Raw genomic sequence first — 16,745 nt, 5'->3', positions numbered from 1 at the left:
CGTTGCGCTCGATGCGTTACGGAAGCCGCGCGAGCGCGCCATCGAGATCGGCGGCATCCGGCAGACGAATGGCGAACTCTTCCGACAGCACACGCCTTAGTTCTTCTATCGTCTTCAGTTCGCGATGACTGGTGCCTTCGCGGTCGTCGTGCACGCTCAGGCGCCGGTTGAAAAGCCCGTAACGCTTGCCGGGCGCAAGACGTGCCGCGAGCAGGTTGTTCACGAAGACGGAACTCGGGTAAGTCGACACGAAATGGTTCGACATCTCGTAGTCGACGTCATATTGCGGATCGAGGTCGAAGCGATAGACCGGCTTCCAGTCGCCGTCGATATAGGCGTTCAGAATGTAGCCCGGCAGCATGGTTCCGGTTTCGATGCCGTCGAGCCGGAACGCGCCATGCGGCGTGATCTGTTCAAGCCCGGACTTGAGCGCGAGCGGCGCGGAGAGCGTCATGCCGCCGAAACCGACATCCGTGAGGAAGGGACCTTCGTCGAGATCGACGATCAGCAGCATGTGGGCACGCGGCGGCATGGCGGGATCGTCGCGGCCCCACAGCACACGTCCCGCGTAACCTCGCGCGCGAAAACCGAGCGCTTCTAGTACCCTGCGGAACAGCAGATTGTGTTCGTAACAATAGCCGCCGCGCGCATTGGTCACGAGCTTGCGCTGAACCGAGGCAAGATCTAGGCGAACGGGACGGCCGAGCAGGACATCGAGATTTTCGAACGGGATGGCTTGCGGGTGCAGCGCATGCAGGGCGCGCAGTGTTTCGAGCGTGGCCCCCGTATGCTGCGTTTGTTCGTAGCCGATGCGTTTGTAATAGGCGGGCAGGTCGATCTTGGTATCGTCGGCATTCATGTGAGGTCCGTGTCGCATTGATGGTTGATGATGACGCATGCCCCGCACCGCCCGTACCCACGCCGCTGGCGCGCATATTTTACGACACGTAAGGTTGCGAATTACAAAAACCATACGTCTTTATTGCTTCTACCGCAAAGCACTGCAAGCTTTTGAACTGTGCCGTGTCGCTCGGGGTCTGTCCTGAGTACTGCACAAAACGATCAAGGGGCAAACGAGTCATGCCGAACGAGAACAACGAAGCACAGCAATCGAATCCAACGCAATTGAGCGGGCAAAAGCCGGAACAGGCCACGCCGCTTGCCGGCAAGCATCCCGCGCCGCCTTGCACGCTGGTCATCTTCGGCGCGGGCGGCGATCTCACCAAGCGGCTCCTGATGCCCGCGCTCTACAACCTCGCATCGGATGGCCTGCTCGACGACGGCATGCAGATCATCGGCGTCAATCATGGCGAGCGCGAAACCGCCGACTGGCGCGATGAGCTGACGCAGTCGCTACGCAAGTTCGCCGCCGACAAAGCGAGCACGTTCCACACGTCGCAACTCAACGAAAAAGCGTGGAGCTGGGTCACCGAGCGGCTCGAATACTTCGCGGGCGAATTCACCGAAGACGAAACCTTCGAGCGCCTCAAAAGCCGGCTCGCAAAGGCCAAGGGCGGCAACGTCGTGTTCTATCTGGCGGTGAGCTCGCGGTTCTTCGGACCTATCGTCGAGCATCTCGGCAGCGCGGGCCTGCTGGAAGAGAAGGACGGCAGCTTCCGCCGCCTCGTCATCGAGAAGCCGTTCGGTACCGACCTGGCCACGGCGCAGGAGCTCAATCGCTGCATTCTTTCGTATGCGTCGGAGTCGCAGGTTTATCGCATCGACCATTTTCTCGGCAAGGACACGGTGCAGAGCATTCTCGCCGTGCGCTTCGCCAACGCCATGTTCGAGCCGATGTGGCGGCGCGAGTACATCGATCACGTGCAGATCACGGCGGCGGAAACCATCGGAGTGGAAGGGCGCGGCAGCTTCTACGAACAGACCGGCGCATTTCGCGACATGCTGCCGAACCATCTGTTCCAGTTGCTCGGCATGGTGGCAATGGAGCCGCCCAATTCCTTCGACGCCGAAACCGTGCGCGACAAGAAAGCCGAGGTGTTCGATGCAATCGTGCCGCTGCATCCTCAAGACGTCGTATTCGGCCAGTACGAGGACGGTCCAGCGGGCAAAGGTTACAAGGAAGAAGACGGCGTCGCCAAAGACAGCCGCACCGAAACCTATGCCGCGGCGCGCGTCTATGTGGACAACTGGCGCTGGGCGGGCGTGCCGTTTTACTTGCGCACTGGCAAGCGTTTGACCGAGCGCCGCACGGAGATTTCGATCTATCTCAAGGCCGTGCCGTTTCGCCTGTTCCGCGACACGCCCGTCGATGAACTCACGCCCAACGTCTTCACGCTACGTATCGATCCGGCGCACGGCACGAGTTTCGACTTCAACGTGAAGGTGCCGGGACCGATCATGCAGATCGGCGCGGTGCGCTCGGCGTTCAATTACGGCGATTTCTTCGCGGAGCGCGCCAACGTCGGTTACGAGACGCTGCTCTACGACTGCATGCTCGGCGACGAGACGCTGTTTCAGCGCGCGGACAGCATCGAGACGGCATGGGCCGCGGTGGACGACGTACTGCATCCGCATGACGGCGAGGTCGAGGTGCACGGCTATCCGGCCGGTAGCGCGGGGCCCGAGGAATCCGACAAGCTGCTCGCAGCCGATGGCCGCGCGTGGCGCTCGCTTACCGACACCATCAAGAAAACCGACTGATCAAGGGGACGAAAAGCGTGAGCACGACATCCGTAGCGAAAAAAACCAAGAGCCGCACGACCATCGACAAAGGCGCCGCGCGCGCCGAGCGCATTCTCGCCATCGACGTGGGCGGTACGGGCTTGAAAGCCGCGATCATCTCGGAAGAAGGCGAAATGAAGAGCGATCGCCTGCGCGTGGCAACGCCGCATCCGGCGACGCCCGAAGTGCTCGTCGATACGCTCATCAAGCTGGTCGAGCCGCTCGTTGCCGAACCGCCGACGCATATTTCCATCGGCTTTCCGGGCGTGGTGCGCAACAACGTCGTCCTGACCGCGCCCAATCTCGGCAACGAATACTGGAACGGCATCCCGCTCGCGGATTTGATCTCGCAGCGCGTCGGCGGCGTGCCCGTGCGCATGATCAACGATGCCGAAATGCAGGGGCTCGCGGCTATCGAAGGGCGCGGCCTGGAGTTCGTGCTGACGCTTGGCACCGGCGCCGGCACCGCGCTCTTTCGCGACGGCGAACTCATGCCGCATCTGGAACTCGCGCATCATCCGGTGTCGAAGAAGGGCGACGCGTATGACCAATACATCGGCGCGGCGGCGCGCGAGAAGGCGGGCAATAAACGCTGGAACAAGCGCGTACAGAAGGTCATCGGCATTCTGTCGTCGCTCGTGAATTACGACAAGCTGTGGATCGGCGGCGGCAATGCCGCGAATCTGAAGTTCGAGTTACCGCCGAACGTGGCGGTGGTGTCGAACGCGGCGGGCATCGAAGGCGGCGCGAAGCTCTGGCATCCGCGTTCCGTGCGGGAAACGCGTCAGTTGCCGCATTTCAATACGCAGCACGCGGAGAAGGAAAAGGGAGCGCAAGCATGAGCGCCGCCGATATCCGCTACGGCCTCCATAGCGCAACCGGCGACGGCGCCGCCGCGTTCGAGGCGCTCGCGAAGGTCGAACTCGTCGTCACCGATTGCGACGGCACGCTGCTCTACACCGACAAGACGCTCGGCGACAAAGCCGTCGACGCCGTGCGGCGCCTGCGCGAAGCGGGCGTGCAGTTCACGGTGGCGAGCAGCCGGCCGGGCAAGGGCATGCGTCATATCGTGAAGACGCTCGGCGTGGATTTGCCGTTTGGGTCCTACAACGGCGGCAGTCTGGTTCAGCCGGGAACGTGGGAAACGTTCGCCGCGCACAAACTGCCGCGCGATGCCGTGCAGACCGCGCTGGACACGCTTGCCGAAACCGGCGTGGATGCCTGGGTGTTCATCGACGATAACTGGTACTTGACCAATCCCGATGGCGAATACGTGCCGCTCGAAACGCGCACCGTGGGCTACGAAGGCGTGCGCGTACAGCGCTTCGACGAACTCGATCTGTCGGCGGTGGACAAGATCGTCGGTTCGACTTCGAATGCAACGCTGATCGAAAAGGTCGAGAAACAGTTGGAGGAGCAACTGAAGGATCGCGCACACGCGGCGCGTTCGCAAACCTATTACCTCGATGTCACGAGCCTCGAAGCCAATAAGGGCGACGCCGTGCGCGAGCTGGCGAAGCGCGCGAATGTGCCGCTGGATCGTGTGGCCGTGCTCGGCGACATGGGAAACGATGTCGCCATGTTCGAAATTGCGGGTGTGTCGATTGCCATGGGGCAAGCGTCGGAGGCCGTGCAACGGCGCGCGAGCCTGGTTTCGGCAAGCAATGACGAAGACGGTTTCGCTATCGGCCTCGACGCCATATTGGCGATGCGGGCCGCTCGATAGCTCGATTAAGCGAAACGTACAGACATCGACGCGTGGCGCAGCCGTGACGGTTTGCCCAACCGGGCTGGCTAGCGGCCGCGTCGAAGTTGTGAAGATCCGCTCAAGGTAATGCACGCGTTTGCCGCGGATCGGGCGGGCGCGTTCCTGATCAAACCGTTACAGCATGTACGACGTTGCCGCTTAACGACGGCGCATCGGCGCACGCGGGCCACCGCTGCCTGCGCGTTCGTCCTTGTGCCGGAAGTTGATGCGGCCCTTGGTCAGGTCGTACACCGACAATTCCAGCGTCACGCGGTCGCCCGCGAGAATACGAATGTGGTTCTTGCGCATGCGGCCCGAGGCGTATGCGCCCACGACGACGCCATTGTCCAGCGTCACGCGGTAGCGACTGTCGGGAAGCACTTCATCAACGATACCGTCGAGTTCGAGTAGTTCTTCTTTCGCCATATGGAGCTCCTGTTGAAGTAGTAATCATGGGTGCCGCGCCGTTGCCATAGTGCCTCGCCGCGGAAGTCGCCAAAAAGGCGGGCGGCGCTGCACGGGCGTGGTCGCTGCAGGGCGGCGTGCATCGCAAACAAAGCGCGAAAGCGGTGCCCGACGCGCCCCTGACGATGAGCGCGCCGCGTCTCAATTCAGGCCCGAGAGCTTGACGGACAGAGGCCGGAACGACATGGCGGCTCGGAAGTGAGCACCTGGCCGGCATGACCGGGACGGCGACATCGGCGTGGCCAAGGCCGTGCAGGACCTTGAATTTTTGCCGACGTGCGGTTGGTGCGGTACAGGTGAAGCTTAGAGTGAATGTGTCGAATGCGCGCTGGCAACAGTCTGGAGGAGATATGAGGCCGTTTCGCGTCAATTCAAGCTACCAGCTCAGAACCGGTGAGCCTGCCGACAGACCCTGAAGCGCCTCGCGCCGACATGTTCTGTTAGACAAATGAAATCGCGTTTTGGTTCCGTTTTGGCGCCAAGCGCGAACTCCGCAAGACAGCATTATAGCCAACCTGCCTTCTTGAAGCGCCAATATAGTACTAAATCCACCGCTAGCATGACAGCAAGACACGCAGGATAGCCGTAAGCCCAGTCCAGCTCGGGTATGCGATGGAAGTTCATCCCGTAGATGCCGGCGATCATGGTCGGTACGGCAAAGAGCGCGGCGAACGAACCGAGACGCTTGGTTACTTCGCTTTCCGAGAGCGCGATCAGGCCGAGATTCACCTGTATCGCGGTGACGATCATTTCGCGACGTCCTTCGATGGTCTTCACGATTCGCAACAAGTGATCGTACACATCGCGGAAATATTCCTGCATGCCCGCGCACACCCCCGGCGAGCGTCCGCCATACAGTTTGCTGACTGCTTCGAGCAACGGCGCCGTGTGATGTTGCAGGATCGTCATGCGGCGCTTGAGCGAATAGAGATCTTCGATGATCTCGCGCGAAGCCGTCGAGCCGTTCTGTTCGAAGATGCGCTCCTCGACTTCATCGAGTTCCGAGCCGAGCGATTCCAGCACGGGAAAGTAACGATCGACCACCGCGTCGAGCAGCGCGTACATCACGAACGCCGGACCGTGCTTGAGCAAATGCGGCTCGCGCTCGCAGCGCTTTCTGACTTCCTGAAAGCCTTGCGTTGTCCGATTACGCACCGAGAGCACATAGTTCTTGCCGACGAATACGTTCATCTCGCCAACGAGCACTTCGCCTTCTTCATCGAACTCGACAGTGTGGAACACGGCGAATAGCGAATCGCCGTATTCCTCGATCTTCGGACGTTGATGGCCGTTTTGCGCGTCTTCAACCGCGAGCTCGTGCAAGCCGAACTGATGCGTCATGTGGGCGAGTTCGCCGGGACCAGGTTCCTTCAATGCAACCCAGATGAAAGAATCGGGCAGATCGCGATAAGCGTTGATATCGTCGATATGCACGTCCGCGAGCTTCCGGCCGTTTTGATAAGCCGCGCAATTGACCAGCATGGGGCGCCCTTGTTGTGTCGATGTCACGGGCCACGCGTCGATGGGCGCTCGGGCCGCGTCATGTACGAGCGACATGCGAGGGCGCGAGCGCGTGGCCTCTTCATCTCTCGAATCTTAGCGGAAATGCCTCGCCTTGCATGCTCGCTGTTTCCCTTGCTGCAAGAACGCGACGCCTTATTTCGCCGAGTAATCGAGCACGGGAATGGGTTCGGGCGCGGGCAGCGTGGCGACGAGGCCGCCTTGCATCGAATCGAGCCGAGTCAGCTTGCCTTCTACGGTCGCGCCGACGTCCATGCGCAACTTTTGATAGTAGATGTTGCCGTGCACGTGAGCGTTGGACTGAAGCTCGACGAAATTCGCGACGGTCACGTCGCCGACCACGCGTCCGTTGATGATTACATCGTGCGCGACGACGTTGCCGTGAATCGCGCCCTGATCGCTCACGACGAGCAGCGACTCGTCGCCCATGCGGCCCGTCACGTTGCCAGTGACCTGACCGTCCATGCGCAGGCCCTCGCTGAATTCGAGGTCGCCCGAGATATGAACGTTATGCGCGATGAGCGTGGCAAGCTTGGCTTGCTTCACGCCTTGAGTGTCTTTCTTCGATGAAAACATATCGAGTCCTTGCAATGCTGTTTGGATGTGACGAGCGACGCCGGCGGCGCGGCGAGAAGCGCATCAACGCTGTTTCTTGAGGAAGGCGAGATCGGTCTGTAATTTCTCGATCTGCGCGGTGGCCTGCGCCGCGCGTTGTTCGAGCGCCGTGCGCGTCGCGGCTTCCTGTTCGAGCGCGAATTGCGCATGCTGAAGTTGATCGCGCAACGTCTGTTCGGGGGCGGGCGGCGCGCACAGCACGTCGAGCTTGCGCGCCTGTTCGTGCGAAGTCTTGAGCGAATAGCCGGCAGCGCCGAGCGCGGCGATGGCGCAGACCGCGGCGATGACGCCCGGTACGAACGCGAGACTGCGCTTGGGCGTGAGCGAGTAGGTGTGGCGCGCGAGTTGCATCGACGCCCGTTTGGAATCAGCCTTGCGCATGAGCGATGCCCCTGAAAAGCATGAGATAGGGCTTCGGATTGATCTGCGCGCCATCGAGGATCACCTCGAAGTGCAGATGCGGTCCGGTCGAACGCCCCGTGGAACCGACTTCGGCGATCTCTTGTCCCGGCATCACGTACTCGCCCTGATGCACGAGCAGTTTCGATGCATGGCCGTAACGCGTGACGACGCCGTTGCTGTGACGGATATCCACCGCATTGCCATAGCCGGAATGCTCGCCGGCCTGGACCACGCGACCGCCCGCACTCGCGAGAATGGGTGTGCCCGTGGGCGCGACCAGATCCATGCCGGGATGGAAACTGAGCCTGCCGGTGAACGGGTCGAAGCGATTGCCGTAAGGCGAGCCGAAGTGCGAGCCCGGCGCAGGATCGCGGCCGGGGTAGGCCATGTAGGCGGCGTAGTGTGCAAAGGTCTTGTCCTGGAGCAGCGAGAGTTTGTCGCCGATACAGTCGATGATCTGCTCGGCGCGCTTCATGCGCTGCCGGGGCGAGCCGGTCGCGCTGCTGTTCGTATCGCAAAGATGCGGTGGCAGTTCGGGGCCGCCCGCGCCATCGAGTGCGGGGCCGCCTTCGTCGCTATCGGGCAGCGGGGGGACGTCGTGGACACCGGGTGCTCCGCCCTCGCCGCCGTTCGCGGCCTTGAGGTGAGCGTCGAAATCGTGCAGTTCGCCGACTTGCGCGGCAAGACTTTCCACGCGCGGCGCGAGTTCGATCAGCGAGGCATTGAGACGGCCGAGTTGTTCGATCTCGTAGGAATTGCGCGAGACGAGCGCGTGTTCCTCGCCGAGATGACTGCGCCCGAAGATCGTGCCGATGGCAATGCCGAGCGCGAGCGCCGCGATGAGCAGCGCGATCAGCGCGACGACGGCGATTGCACGCGCGGTACGCGCTTCGACGAAGCGAATGCGCTTGCTCGATACCGATCGCCGTGACCAGATGACGAAAGCCATTAGCGAGACGCGCGAGCAGAACGGGCGTCGTGAGCCCGTGCGGATTGAAGCAGGATGAAACTAGGCGAAAGCATGAGGATAGGAGGATCGCGGCGCGGATCGAACATGGAAACCGGCCGGCGATTATGCCGCACGAATGCGCGTATTTGAGGTCTCGAATCAAAATGCTACGAATTCCGTTTTTTGCTTTATTTTTCTCGGAATTAATCAGGATGCCTTGACGTCGACCCACGTCATGTTCGAGTCGCTGCCCATGAGAAACGCGCGGTTGGCGTCCGCTGCTTCGCGCAAGTAATCCCACACTGTCGTGATGCGTCTGAGCTTGCGCAAGTCCTCGCGGCAAGAAAGATAAAACGCCCGCGTCACTTCGACTTGCTCCGGCAACACCGCCACGAGTCGCGCATCCGGCGCGGCCATGAAGCACGGCAGGATGGCGAGCGCGCGGCCCTGCAACGCGGCGAAGTACTGCCCGATCACGCTCGTGCTGCGAAAGCGCGAAACCGCGCCCGGCACCGCGCGCTCCAAGTAAAGCAGCTCGTAGCTGAAGGCGAGATCGTCGATATAACTCGCGAAACGATGACGCGGCAGATCGTCCTTCGTCTGGATGCGCGGATGCGCGTCGAGATATTCGGCGGTGGCGTAGAGCTTGAGTCGGTAATCGCAGAGCTTCGTGTAGACGTACTGGCCTTGCTCCGGGCGTTCGAGCGTGACGGCGATATCCGCTTCGCGTTTCGAGAGACTCACGAAATGCGGCACGGGCAGCAGATCGATGGAAATGTTCGGATGCGCATCTTGAAAGCGCGCGAGTTGCGGCGCAAGGAAAAAGCAGCCGAAACCTTCCGTCGAGCCGACACGCACGTGGCCGGACAGCGCGTGGCCCGTGTTGGCAATTTGCTCGGTGCCGGACTGTACCGTGGTCTCGATCGAATCGACGAAACCGAGCAGATGTTGTCCTTCCGCCGTAAGGACGAAGCCGCCACTGCGCGATTTATCGAAGAGCAGCGCGCCGAGTGCGTCTTCCAGCACGCGAATGCGCCGCGCGACCGTCGTGTAATCCACGCCCAGCCGCTTGGCGGCGTGGCTCGCGCGCTGCGTGCGGGCGACTTCGAGGAAATAGCGCAGGTCGTCCCAGTTGAGTTTGCTTAGATCGAAGTTCGTGTGTTTTTGCATATCGATCGGGTGTTTTTATGGCGCGTCGATGGACTTTTGCATAACTATACTCAAGGGTACGAGTGCGCTGCATGACGGCGCGCCGATAACGATTCCGGAGACGACATGCTGATTCCCTTGCCGCTGGCCTTCTGGCGCGTCCCGTCGCTTCCGTTCGTCCTTTCTGCATGACATTCCAACAAGGAGACATTCGTGAATATTGCTGCTGAACATCCGGCTCAAGGCGTGGCTCGCGCAGACACGTCGACTCGCACGGCCAAATTGCTGATCGACGGCAAATTCATCGACTCGAAGACTGCGGATTGGCGCGATATCGTCAATCCGGCGACGCAGGAAGTCGTCGGCCGCGTGCCGTTCGCGACCAAGGAAGAAGTCGATGCCGCCGTCACTGCCGCGCACAAGGCGTTTCAGACCTGGCGCACCACACCGCTCGGCGTGCGCATGCGCCTCATGCTGCGCTTTCAGGATTTGGTGCGGCAGAACCTGAAACGCGTGGCGCAGACGCTGACCGCCGAGCAAGGCAAGACGCTGGCCGATGCCGAAGGCGATATCTTCCGCGGCCTCGAAGTCGTCGAACATGCGTGTTCCATCAGCACGCTGCAACAGGGCGAGTTTTCGGAGAACGTCGCGGGCGGCGTGGATACCTACACGCTGCGCCAGCCGATTGGCGTCTGCGCGGGCATCACGCCTTTCAACTTTCCGGCCATGATCCCGCTCTGGATGTTCCCGATGGCGATCGTCTGCGGCAACACTTTCGTGCTGAAGCCATCGGAACAAGATCCGCTTTCGACCATGGAACTGGTCGAACTCGCGGTCGAAGCGGGCATTCCGCCGGGCGTGCTCAACGTCGTGCACGGCGGCAAGGAAGTGGTGGATGCCATCTGCACGCATCCGCTGATCCGCGCGATTTCCTTCGTCGGCTCGACGGCGGTCGGCACGCACGTGTACAACCTCGCAAGCCAGCACGGCAAGCGCGTCCAGTCGATGATGGGCGCCAAGAATCACGCCGTCGTCCTGCCCGACGCCAACAAGGAGCAGACGCTCAACGCGCTCGCGGGCGCGGGCTTCGGCGCGGCGGGACAACGCTGCATGGCGACCTCGGTCGCGGTGTTCGTGGGCGCGGCCAAGGACTGGGTGCCGGAACTCGTCGAACGCGCGCGCTCGCTAAAAGTCAACGGCGGCACGGAGCCGAATACGGATGTCGGGCCGGTTGTATCGAAGGCAGCGAAGGAACGCATTCTCGGGCTGATCGGCCAAGGCGTGGAAGAGGGCGCGACGCTCGCGCTCGACGGACGCGACGTGTCGATCGAAGGCTACGAGAGCGGTAACTTCATCGCGCCGACCATTTTCACGGGCGTCACCACCGAGATGACCATCTATAAGCAGGAGATATTCGGGCCGGTGCTGTGCGTGCTGGAAGCGGCGACGCTCGAAGACGCGATCGAACTCGTGAACCGCAATCCGATGGGCAACGGCGTCGGCCTCTTCACGCAAAGCGGCGCGGCGGCGCGCAAGTTCCAGAGCGAGATCGATATCGGTCAAGTCGGCATCAACATTCCGATTCCGGTGCCGGTGCCCGCGTTCAGCTTCACGGGATCGCGCGGCTCGAAGCTCGGCGATCTCGGTCCGTACGGCAAGCAGGTCGTGCAGTTCTATACGCAGACTAAAACCGTGACCGCGCGCTGGTTCGACGACGCCACCGTCAACGACGGCGTCAACACGACCATCGCGTTGCGTTAAACAGGAGACAGCGATGCATATCGGCTTTATCGGACTCGGGCACATGGGTGGCCCGATGGCGGCGAATCTCCTCAAGGCCGGTCACGCGGTGACGGCGTTCGATCTTTCCACGCCCGCGCTCGATGCGGCGAAAGCGGCAGGCGCGACGCTCGCCGCGCGCCCGAGCGACGCGGTGCGGGACGCGGAAGTGGTCATCACCATGCTGCCCGCCGCCGCGCACGTGAAGGCGGTCTATCTCGGCGATGACGGCGTGCTCGCGGGCGTCAAGGCAGGCGTTCCGCTCGTGGACAGCAGCACGATCGACCCGGCGACGGCGAAGTTCATCGGCGCGGCGGCGGCGGAGCACGGCAATCCGTTCGCGGACGCGCCGGTGTCCGGCGGCGTGGTCGGCGCGCAGGCTGGCACGCTCACCTTCATGGTCGGCGCGGAAGAAGCGCTTTTCGAAACCTTGCGTCCCGTGTTGGCGGGCATGGGTAAAAACATGGTGCGTTGCGGCGAAACGGGAACGGGCCAGATTGCGAAGATCTGCAATAACCTGCTGCTTGGTATTTCGATGATCGGCGTAGCCGAAGCAATGAAACTCGGAGAAACGCTCGGTATCGATCCTTCGAAACTGGCGAGTATTGTCAATACATCGACGGGGCGTTGCTGGAGTTCGGATACGTGTAATCCCTATCCGGGGATTATCGAAACCGCGCCGGCTTCGCGCGGATATAGCGGTGGCTTCGGCGCGGATCTCATGCTCAAGGATCTCGGCCTTGCCGTCGATGCCGCGCGCGGCGCGAAACAGCCCGTCTTCATGGGCGCCCTGGCACAACAGTTGTATCAGTCGATGAGCCAGCAGGGATTAGGCGGACTCGACTTTTCGGGCATTATCAAGTTATACGGAAAAACCCAGGAGCGGTAACGCAGATTAAGCAATAGGTTAATTAGGCACGCACGTGCGTGCCTAATTCGTCTTAACGTAATAATCGCTTTATTAAGCTGCACTGCACCATGTCGCTTTAAACCCCTTACTGGGTGGAATCATCGGGATAACGATGATTCAATTTCTCGGAAATTGTCCTATTCTGAAAGCACGACGCCCTTGTGCTGTTAAAACACGGCTGTAATGGCGTTACTGGATGCAGGCGATTAGCCCGGCCTGTCGGGCGCTCAGACGAGGAGTACGCGATGCAAGTAACACGACACTTAAATATGGAATTGCGGCACGCCACGCTGCCGACTTATGTAGCCAGCTACTTTTTCCCGTTGCTGTTATTGGCATACGAAATCTGGCGAGTAGGGTCTTACGTTGCGGTCAATGGCTTTAATTTCATGAATTTCAACGCGATGGGTTATGAGTTCGCGTTGATGATCGCCGTGTTCGCCATGCAGGTCATCGTTGAAATTGCTTTCCTGGCGGGCGCGGTGTTGACGAAGCATAAGGACGTGGGGCATCGCCTTGCGAATTTGTCGCTGGGGCTGTTTTGTTCGCTCGTCGTCCTCGGATTTGACCTTGCACTGCAATATGGTTTGAGCCAAAGCTAAATCACGCGTTCTTGCTCTGAGTCAAAAGGGGCCGGCTGCTTTTGCAGCCGGCCTTTCTTGTTTAGGCGTTCAATAACCTGCGGCGCTGGGCAATCCCGGTGGCGTCTCCGAGCGTTCTTCATAGCACTTTCTATTCGCATCTTTTAACGCGGTGCGCAATCCTTCTTCGACAACCGGGTGATAGAAAGGCAGCTTCAGCGTTTCGTCCAGCGTCAAGTCGAGTTGCAATGCCCAGGCGAGTAAATGCCCGAGATGTTCCATCGCCGGGCCGCAGCCTTGCGCGCCGCGCAGCTTGCCGGTTTTGGCATCGGCGTAGATATGGAGAAGGCCGCGATTCTGCCGCATCACACGACTGCGTCCTTGCGTCTCGAACGATACTTCGCCCGTCACCGTCATCTGCTTGTCGAGATCGTCGTAGGCTGCGCCGACGATCGCCACCTGCGGCTCGCAGAACACGATGGAAAAGGGCACCTTGCGCTTGACCGGCTTCACGTCCGGGAAGCGCGCCGCATTGTCGCCTGCGAGCTTGCCTTCGTCGGCGGCATCCTGTAGCCAGGGACGGGTGCCGTCGCAATCGCCTGCAATGAAAATCGCGCTCTTGCCGCATTGCATGGTGTTTTCGTCGAAGAGCGGGACGCCCTTGTCGTTCAGCTCGATGCCCGTTTTGCCGAGGTCGAGCGGCTTTAGATTCGGCGCGCGTCCGGTCGCGGCGAGCACGAGATCGAAGCGCTCGATGCGCTCGTCGCCTTGGGGCGTCTTGAAGCGCAGCGTCGGTTGCCCGTCCATGAGCGACATTTCGTCGATCTTCGCATCCGCATCGAGATAGAACTCGTCGGCGAGCGCGGCGGCGAGCGCATCGCGCACGGGCGTGTCGCTGATCGCGCCGACGCCGCCGCCTTTCGCGAACACGAATATTTCGACGCCCAGCCGCGACAGCGCCTGTCCGAGTTCCAGCGCGATCGGTCCCGCGCCGAAGATGGCCATGCGCTTTGGGAACGTGTGCAGTTCGAACAGATCGTCGCTCGTGATGAGTTTGTCCTCAAAAACCTTCAACTCGTCGGGAATCACGGGCGCTGCGCCCGTCGCGATCACGATACTTTTCGCCTCGATGCGCGTCTCGTCGCTGACGACCAGCGTCGTCGGCCCGTCGAAGCGGGCGTGGCCGCGCAGGATCGACCCGTCGGGAAACGACTTCGTTTCCTCGATCACGCTATTCACGAAGTGATCGCGCTCGTGCCGCACATAGTCGAGCACGTGCGCGAAATTGGCATCGAGCGCATGCGTGCCTTCGATACCGCGCGGAGCCAGCGCGTGCGCGTCGTGCAGGCCATTCGCGGCGGCGAGCAAGAGCTTCGACGGCATGCAGCCGATGCGCGCGCACGTCGTTCCCAGTTCGCCGCTTTCGATCACGACGGCCTTCGCGCCAGCCTCGCTTGCCGCGCGAAACGCGGCGAGACCGGCCGTGCCCGCCCCGATCACGGCGACGTCTACTGTGATTGTCTTCATCGTATGTCCCGTTGGTTATATGGTTGCGGCCCGCTGGCCTTCGTTTGTTGTCGGGACGAACAGATCATCCGTTGTCAGCGAAACCGGGGTAAAGCGTCATGCCGCCGTCGACGAAGAGCGTCGTGCCGATGACGTAATCGCTGTCGTCGGAGGCGAGCCAGACCGCCGCGCGCCCGATATCTTCCACTTCGCCGACGCGCCCATAAGGCACGAGCGTGAGCAGCCGGTCGAGCGCTTCCTGCGTGTCCCACGCGTCCTTGTTGATCGGCGTGCGGATGGCCCCGGGCGCGATGGAATTGACGCGGATGCGCAGCGGCGCGACTTCCTGCGCGAGCGACTTCATCATCATCTGAATGCCGCCTTTCGACGATGCGTAGTTCACGTGCCCTGCCCACGGAATGATCTCGTGAACCGAACTCATGCAAATGATCTTGCCGAGCGCCTTCGACACCGGCCGCGGCCCGCGCCGCTGAAACTCGCGTACCGCGCGCTGCGCGGTGAGAAATTGCCCGGTCAGGTTCGTGTCGATAACCCGGCGCCAGTCGTCGAGCGTGAGTTCGGTGAACCTCGCGTCCTTTTGCAGGCCGGAGTTCGCCACCACGATATCCACCGTGCCATAGCGCTTGACGACGGCATCGAACATGGCGTCGGTCTCGTGTTCGTCGGAGACGTCGGCGGCGACGGCGAAGGCATCGCCGCCATTCGCCGTAATCTCGGCGGCGAGCTTTTCGGCGGGTTCCGCGTGCGAGTGATAGTTGATGGCGACTTTCGCGCCGGCATCGGCGAGCGACTGCGCGACACCCGCGCCGATGCCGGAACTCGCGCCCGTGACGAGCGCGATCTGGCCTTCGAGGGATCGTTGCATGAGCGTTTCCGTGTGATTTGCGTCACGTGGCGGCAAGCAAGGTGCGCGCCCGGCACGTTCACGCGCCGAGCACGCCCTGATAGACCTCCGCGTAGCGCAATGCCGCCGTCTCCCAGCCGAAGTTCTGCGTCATTGCGCGTTTGACGACGGTCTTCCACTCCGTGCGACGCGCTTTCAACGCGAACGCGCGCCGGATTGCGCCGACGATTCCCGCGCGGTCGAAGACATCGAAGGTAAAGCCGGTCGCGAGTTCATCCGCGAGATTTTCCAGCGAGCAATCGACGACCGTATCCGCAAGCCCGCCCACGCGATGCACGAGCGGCGGCGCGCCATACGACAGCGCATAAAGCTGCGTGAGTCCGCAAGGCTCGAAGCGCGACGGCACCATGACGACATCGCTGCCCGCGATGATCGAATGCGAGAGCGTTTCGTCGAAACCCAGTTCGACGGCCACCGCGCCCGGATGCGCGAGCGCCGCGTTCTTCATGCCGGTTTCGAGCGCCGGGTCGCCCGTGCCGAGCACGACGAGCTGGCCGCCGCGCTGCACGATATCCGGCACGGCGGAAAGCAGCAGGTCGAGACCCTTCTGCTCGGTCAGGCGGCTGACGACGCCGAAGAGCAGGGCGTCGTCATCGCGCGTGAGGCCCATGCGCTCCTGCAAGGCGGCTTTGCATTTGCTTTTCGCCGATGGCTTCGCGGCCGTGTAGCGCGACGCGATGGAGTCATCGACGGCAGGGCTCCAGATCGAATAATCGACGCCGTTCAGAATCCCGGTGATGTCGTGAGTACGCGACTGCAACAGGCCATGCAGACCCGCGCCGTGGGCTTGCGTCTGGATCTCGCGGGCGTAAGTCGGACTCACCGTGGTAATGCGGTCCGCGTAGTAAAGCCCGGCCTTCAGAAACGAGACATGGCTGTAAAACTCGACGCCATCGACCGCGAAAAAGTCGCCAGGCAATTGCAGCGCGCCGAACTCGGACGCGGGAAACACGCCCTGATACGCAAGGTTGTGCACCGTCATCACCGTGGCGACGCGCGGCGCGCCTTCACGCTCGAACGCGCGCATGTAGGCGGGCGCGAGGCCCGCATGCCAGTCGTGCGCGTGCACGATCTGCGGCCGCCAAGCGGGATCGGCGCCGCCAGCGATACGTGCCGCGCTCCAGCCGAGCAACGCGAAGCGCCGGTCGTTGTCCGCATACGGGCGATGCGCGGCATCGAGATAAGGATTGCCCGGACGGTCGTAAAACTGGTCGGCCCGCACGACGTAGACGATCACGCCATGCGGCTGCAACACACCGCGTTCGAGCCGCACATTGCCGGCACCGAACGCAGCGCCCAGATCCGCGACGGGCTCGATGCCGGTGAGACCTTCGAGCACGGCGGGAAAGCCCGGCAGCACCACGCGCGCGTTCGTGCCCAGTTGCGATTGCGCCGGCGGCAGCGCCCCGACTACGTCGGCGAGGCCGCCGGTTTTCAACAGCGGAAACATTTCTGCTGCGACATGCAGCACGCACACGGTCATCGGCGCTCCCGTAGGTTGAGTTGACTACTTC

16 protein-coding genes are annotated in these 16,745 nt (G+C 61.9%); 6 read left to right on the top strand and 10 right to left on the bottom strand.

What is annotated here, in order from left to right; genetic code table 11:
* Positions 1 to 16: 16 nt before the first annotated feature.
* Positions 17 to 859 (bottom strand): arylamine N-acetyltransferase, encoded by an 843-nt coding sequence (locus LDZ28_RS18225; protein WP_244828395.1) that lies wholly within the window; start codon positions 857 to 859, stop codon positions 17 to 19.
* Between the two features lie 221 nt (positions 860 to 1,080).
* Here LDZ28_RS18225 and zwf point away from each other — a divergent pair, with 221 nt between their 5' ends.
* Genes zwf through LDZ28_RS18210 form a run of 3 tightly spaced genes read left to right on the top strand, consistent with a single transcriptional unit; the run spans position 1,081 to position 4,408 of the window.
* Positions 1,081 to 2,661, top strand: coding sequence for a glucose-6-phosphate dehydrogenase (gene zwf / locus LDZ28_RS18220; protein ID WP_244828394.1), 1,581 nt, complete (start codon positions 1,081 to 1,083; stop codon positions 2,659 to 2,661).
* A gap of 17 nt (positions 2,662 to 2,678) precedes the next feature.
* Entirely contained in the window at positions 2,679 to 3,524 is an 846-nt protein-coding gene (locus tag LDZ28_RS18215; protein WP_244828393.1) for an ROK family protein, read from the top strand.
* Positions 3,521 to 4,408 (top strand): HAD family hydrolase, encoded by an 888-nt coding sequence (locus LDZ28_RS18210; RefSeq protein WP_244828392.1) that lies wholly within the window; start codon positions 3,521 to 3,523, stop codon positions 4,406 to 4,408. Before LDZ28_RS18215 ends, LDZ28_RS18210 begins: the two co-directional genes overlap by 4 nt.
* Before the next feature lie 180 nt (positions 4,409 to 4,588).
* Here LDZ28_RS18210 and infA read toward each other — a convergent pair whose 3' ends face one another.
* The 6 genes from infA to LDZ28_RS18180 form a co-directional block, all read right to left on the bottom strand.
* Positions 4,589 to 4,855 carry a translation initiation factor IF-1 gene (gene infA, locus LDZ28_RS18205; RefSeq protein WP_244828391.1) on the bottom strand — a complete coding sequence of 89 codons (267 nt, stop codon included), beginning with the start codon at positions 4,853 to 4,855 and terminating at the stop codon, positions 4,589 to 4,591.
* A 543-nt stretch (positions 4,856 to 5,398) separates the two neighbouring features.
* Entirely contained in the window at positions 5,399 to 6,376 is a 978-nt protein-coding gene (corA, locus tag LDZ28_RS18200; protein ID WP_244829707.1) for a magnesium/cobalt transporter CorA, read from the bottom strand.
* 174 nt (positions 6,377 to 6,550) lie between these two features.
* A complete protein-coding gene (locus tag LDZ28_RS18195) occupies positions 6,551 to 6,991 on the bottom strand; it encodes a polymer-forming cytoskeletal protein (protein ID WP_244828389.1) in 441 nt (146 codons plus the stop codon).
* A 63-nt stretch (positions 6,992 to 7,054) separates the two neighbouring features.
* Positions 7,055 to 7,411: a hypothetical protein gene (locus LDZ28_RS18190; RefSeq protein WP_244828388.1), complete on the bottom strand. Its 357-nt coding sequence runs from the start codon at positions 7,409 to 7,411 to the stop codon at positions 7,055 to 7,057.
* Positions 7,398 to 8,381, bottom strand: coding sequence for a M23 family metallopeptidase (locus tag LDZ28_RS18185; protein WP_244828387.1), 984 nt, complete (start codon positions 8,379 to 8,381; stop codon positions 7,398 to 7,400). Before LDZ28_RS18185 ends, LDZ28_RS18190 begins: the two co-directional genes overlap by 14 nt.
* Positions 8,382 to 8,588: 207 nt before the next feature.
* Positions 8,589 to 9,551: a LysR family transcriptional regulator gene (locus LDZ28_RS18180; protein WP_244828386.1), complete on the bottom strand. Its 963-nt coding sequence runs from the start codon at positions 9,549 to 9,551 to the stop codon at positions 8,589 to 8,591.
* A 192-nt stretch (positions 9,552 to 9,743) separates the two neighbouring features.
* Between LDZ28_RS18180 and LDZ28_RS18175 the strand changes: the two genes are divergently transcribed.
* From LDZ28_RS18175 to LDZ28_RS18165, 3 genes are all read left to right on the top strand, one after another.
* The gene (locus LDZ28_RS18175; RefSeq protein WP_244828385.1) at positions 9,744 to 11,291 is read left to right on the top strand and encodes a CoA-acylating methylmalonate-semialdehyde dehydrogenase; all 1,548 of its coding nucleotides are present in this window, start codon (positions 9,744 to 9,746) and stop codon (positions 11,289 to 11,291) included.
* A gap of 13 nt (positions 11,292 to 11,304) precedes the next feature.
* A complete protein-coding gene (gene mmsB, locus LDZ28_RS18170; RefSeq protein ID WP_244828384.1) occupies positions 11,305 to 12,198 on the top strand; it encodes a 3-hydroxyisobutyrate dehydrogenase in 894 nt (297 codons plus the stop codon).
* A gap of 266 nt (positions 12,199 to 12,464) precedes the next feature.
* Complete coding sequence (locus LDZ28_RS18165) at positions 12,465 to 12,821, top strand: hypothetical protein (protein WP_244828383.1); 357 nt, start codon at positions 12,465 to 12,467, stop codon at positions 12,819 to 12,821.
* A 69-nt stretch (positions 12,822 to 12,890) separates the two neighbouring features.
* Here the strand turns inward: LDZ28_RS18165 and LDZ28_RS18160 are convergent, their stop codons facing one another.
* The 3 genes from LDZ28_RS18160 to glgA form a co-directional block, all read right to left on the bottom strand.
* Complete coding sequence (locus LDZ28_RS18160; protein WP_244828382.1) at positions 12,891 to 14,327, bottom strand: dihydrolipoyl dehydrogenase; 1,437 nt, start codon at positions 14,325 to 14,327, stop codon at positions 12,891 to 12,893.
* 64 nt (positions 14,328 to 14,391) lie between these two features.
* The gene (locus tag LDZ28_RS18155) at positions 14,392 to 15,192 is read right to left on the bottom strand and encodes an SDR family oxidoreductase (protein WP_244828381.1); all 801 of its coding nucleotides are present in this window, start codon (positions 15,190 to 15,192) and stop codon (positions 14,392 to 14,394) included.
* Between the two features lie 58 nt (positions 15,193 to 15,250).
* A complete protein-coding gene (gene glgA, locus LDZ28_RS18150; RefSeq protein ID WP_244828379.1) occupies positions 15,251 to 16,714 on the bottom strand; it encodes a glycogen synthase GlgA in 1,464 nt (487 codons plus the stop codon).
* Between the last annotated feature and the right edge of the window lie 31 nt (positions 16,715 to 16,745).

Source organism: Caballeronia sp. TF1N1, from assembly GCF_022878925.1.
Classification (GTDB): Bacteria; Pseudomonadota; Gammaproteobacteria; order Burkholderiales; family Burkholderiaceae; genus Caballeronia.
Note: the sequence above shows the minus strand (reverse complement) of the source record. Positions and strands in the feature narration are given on the sequence as shown.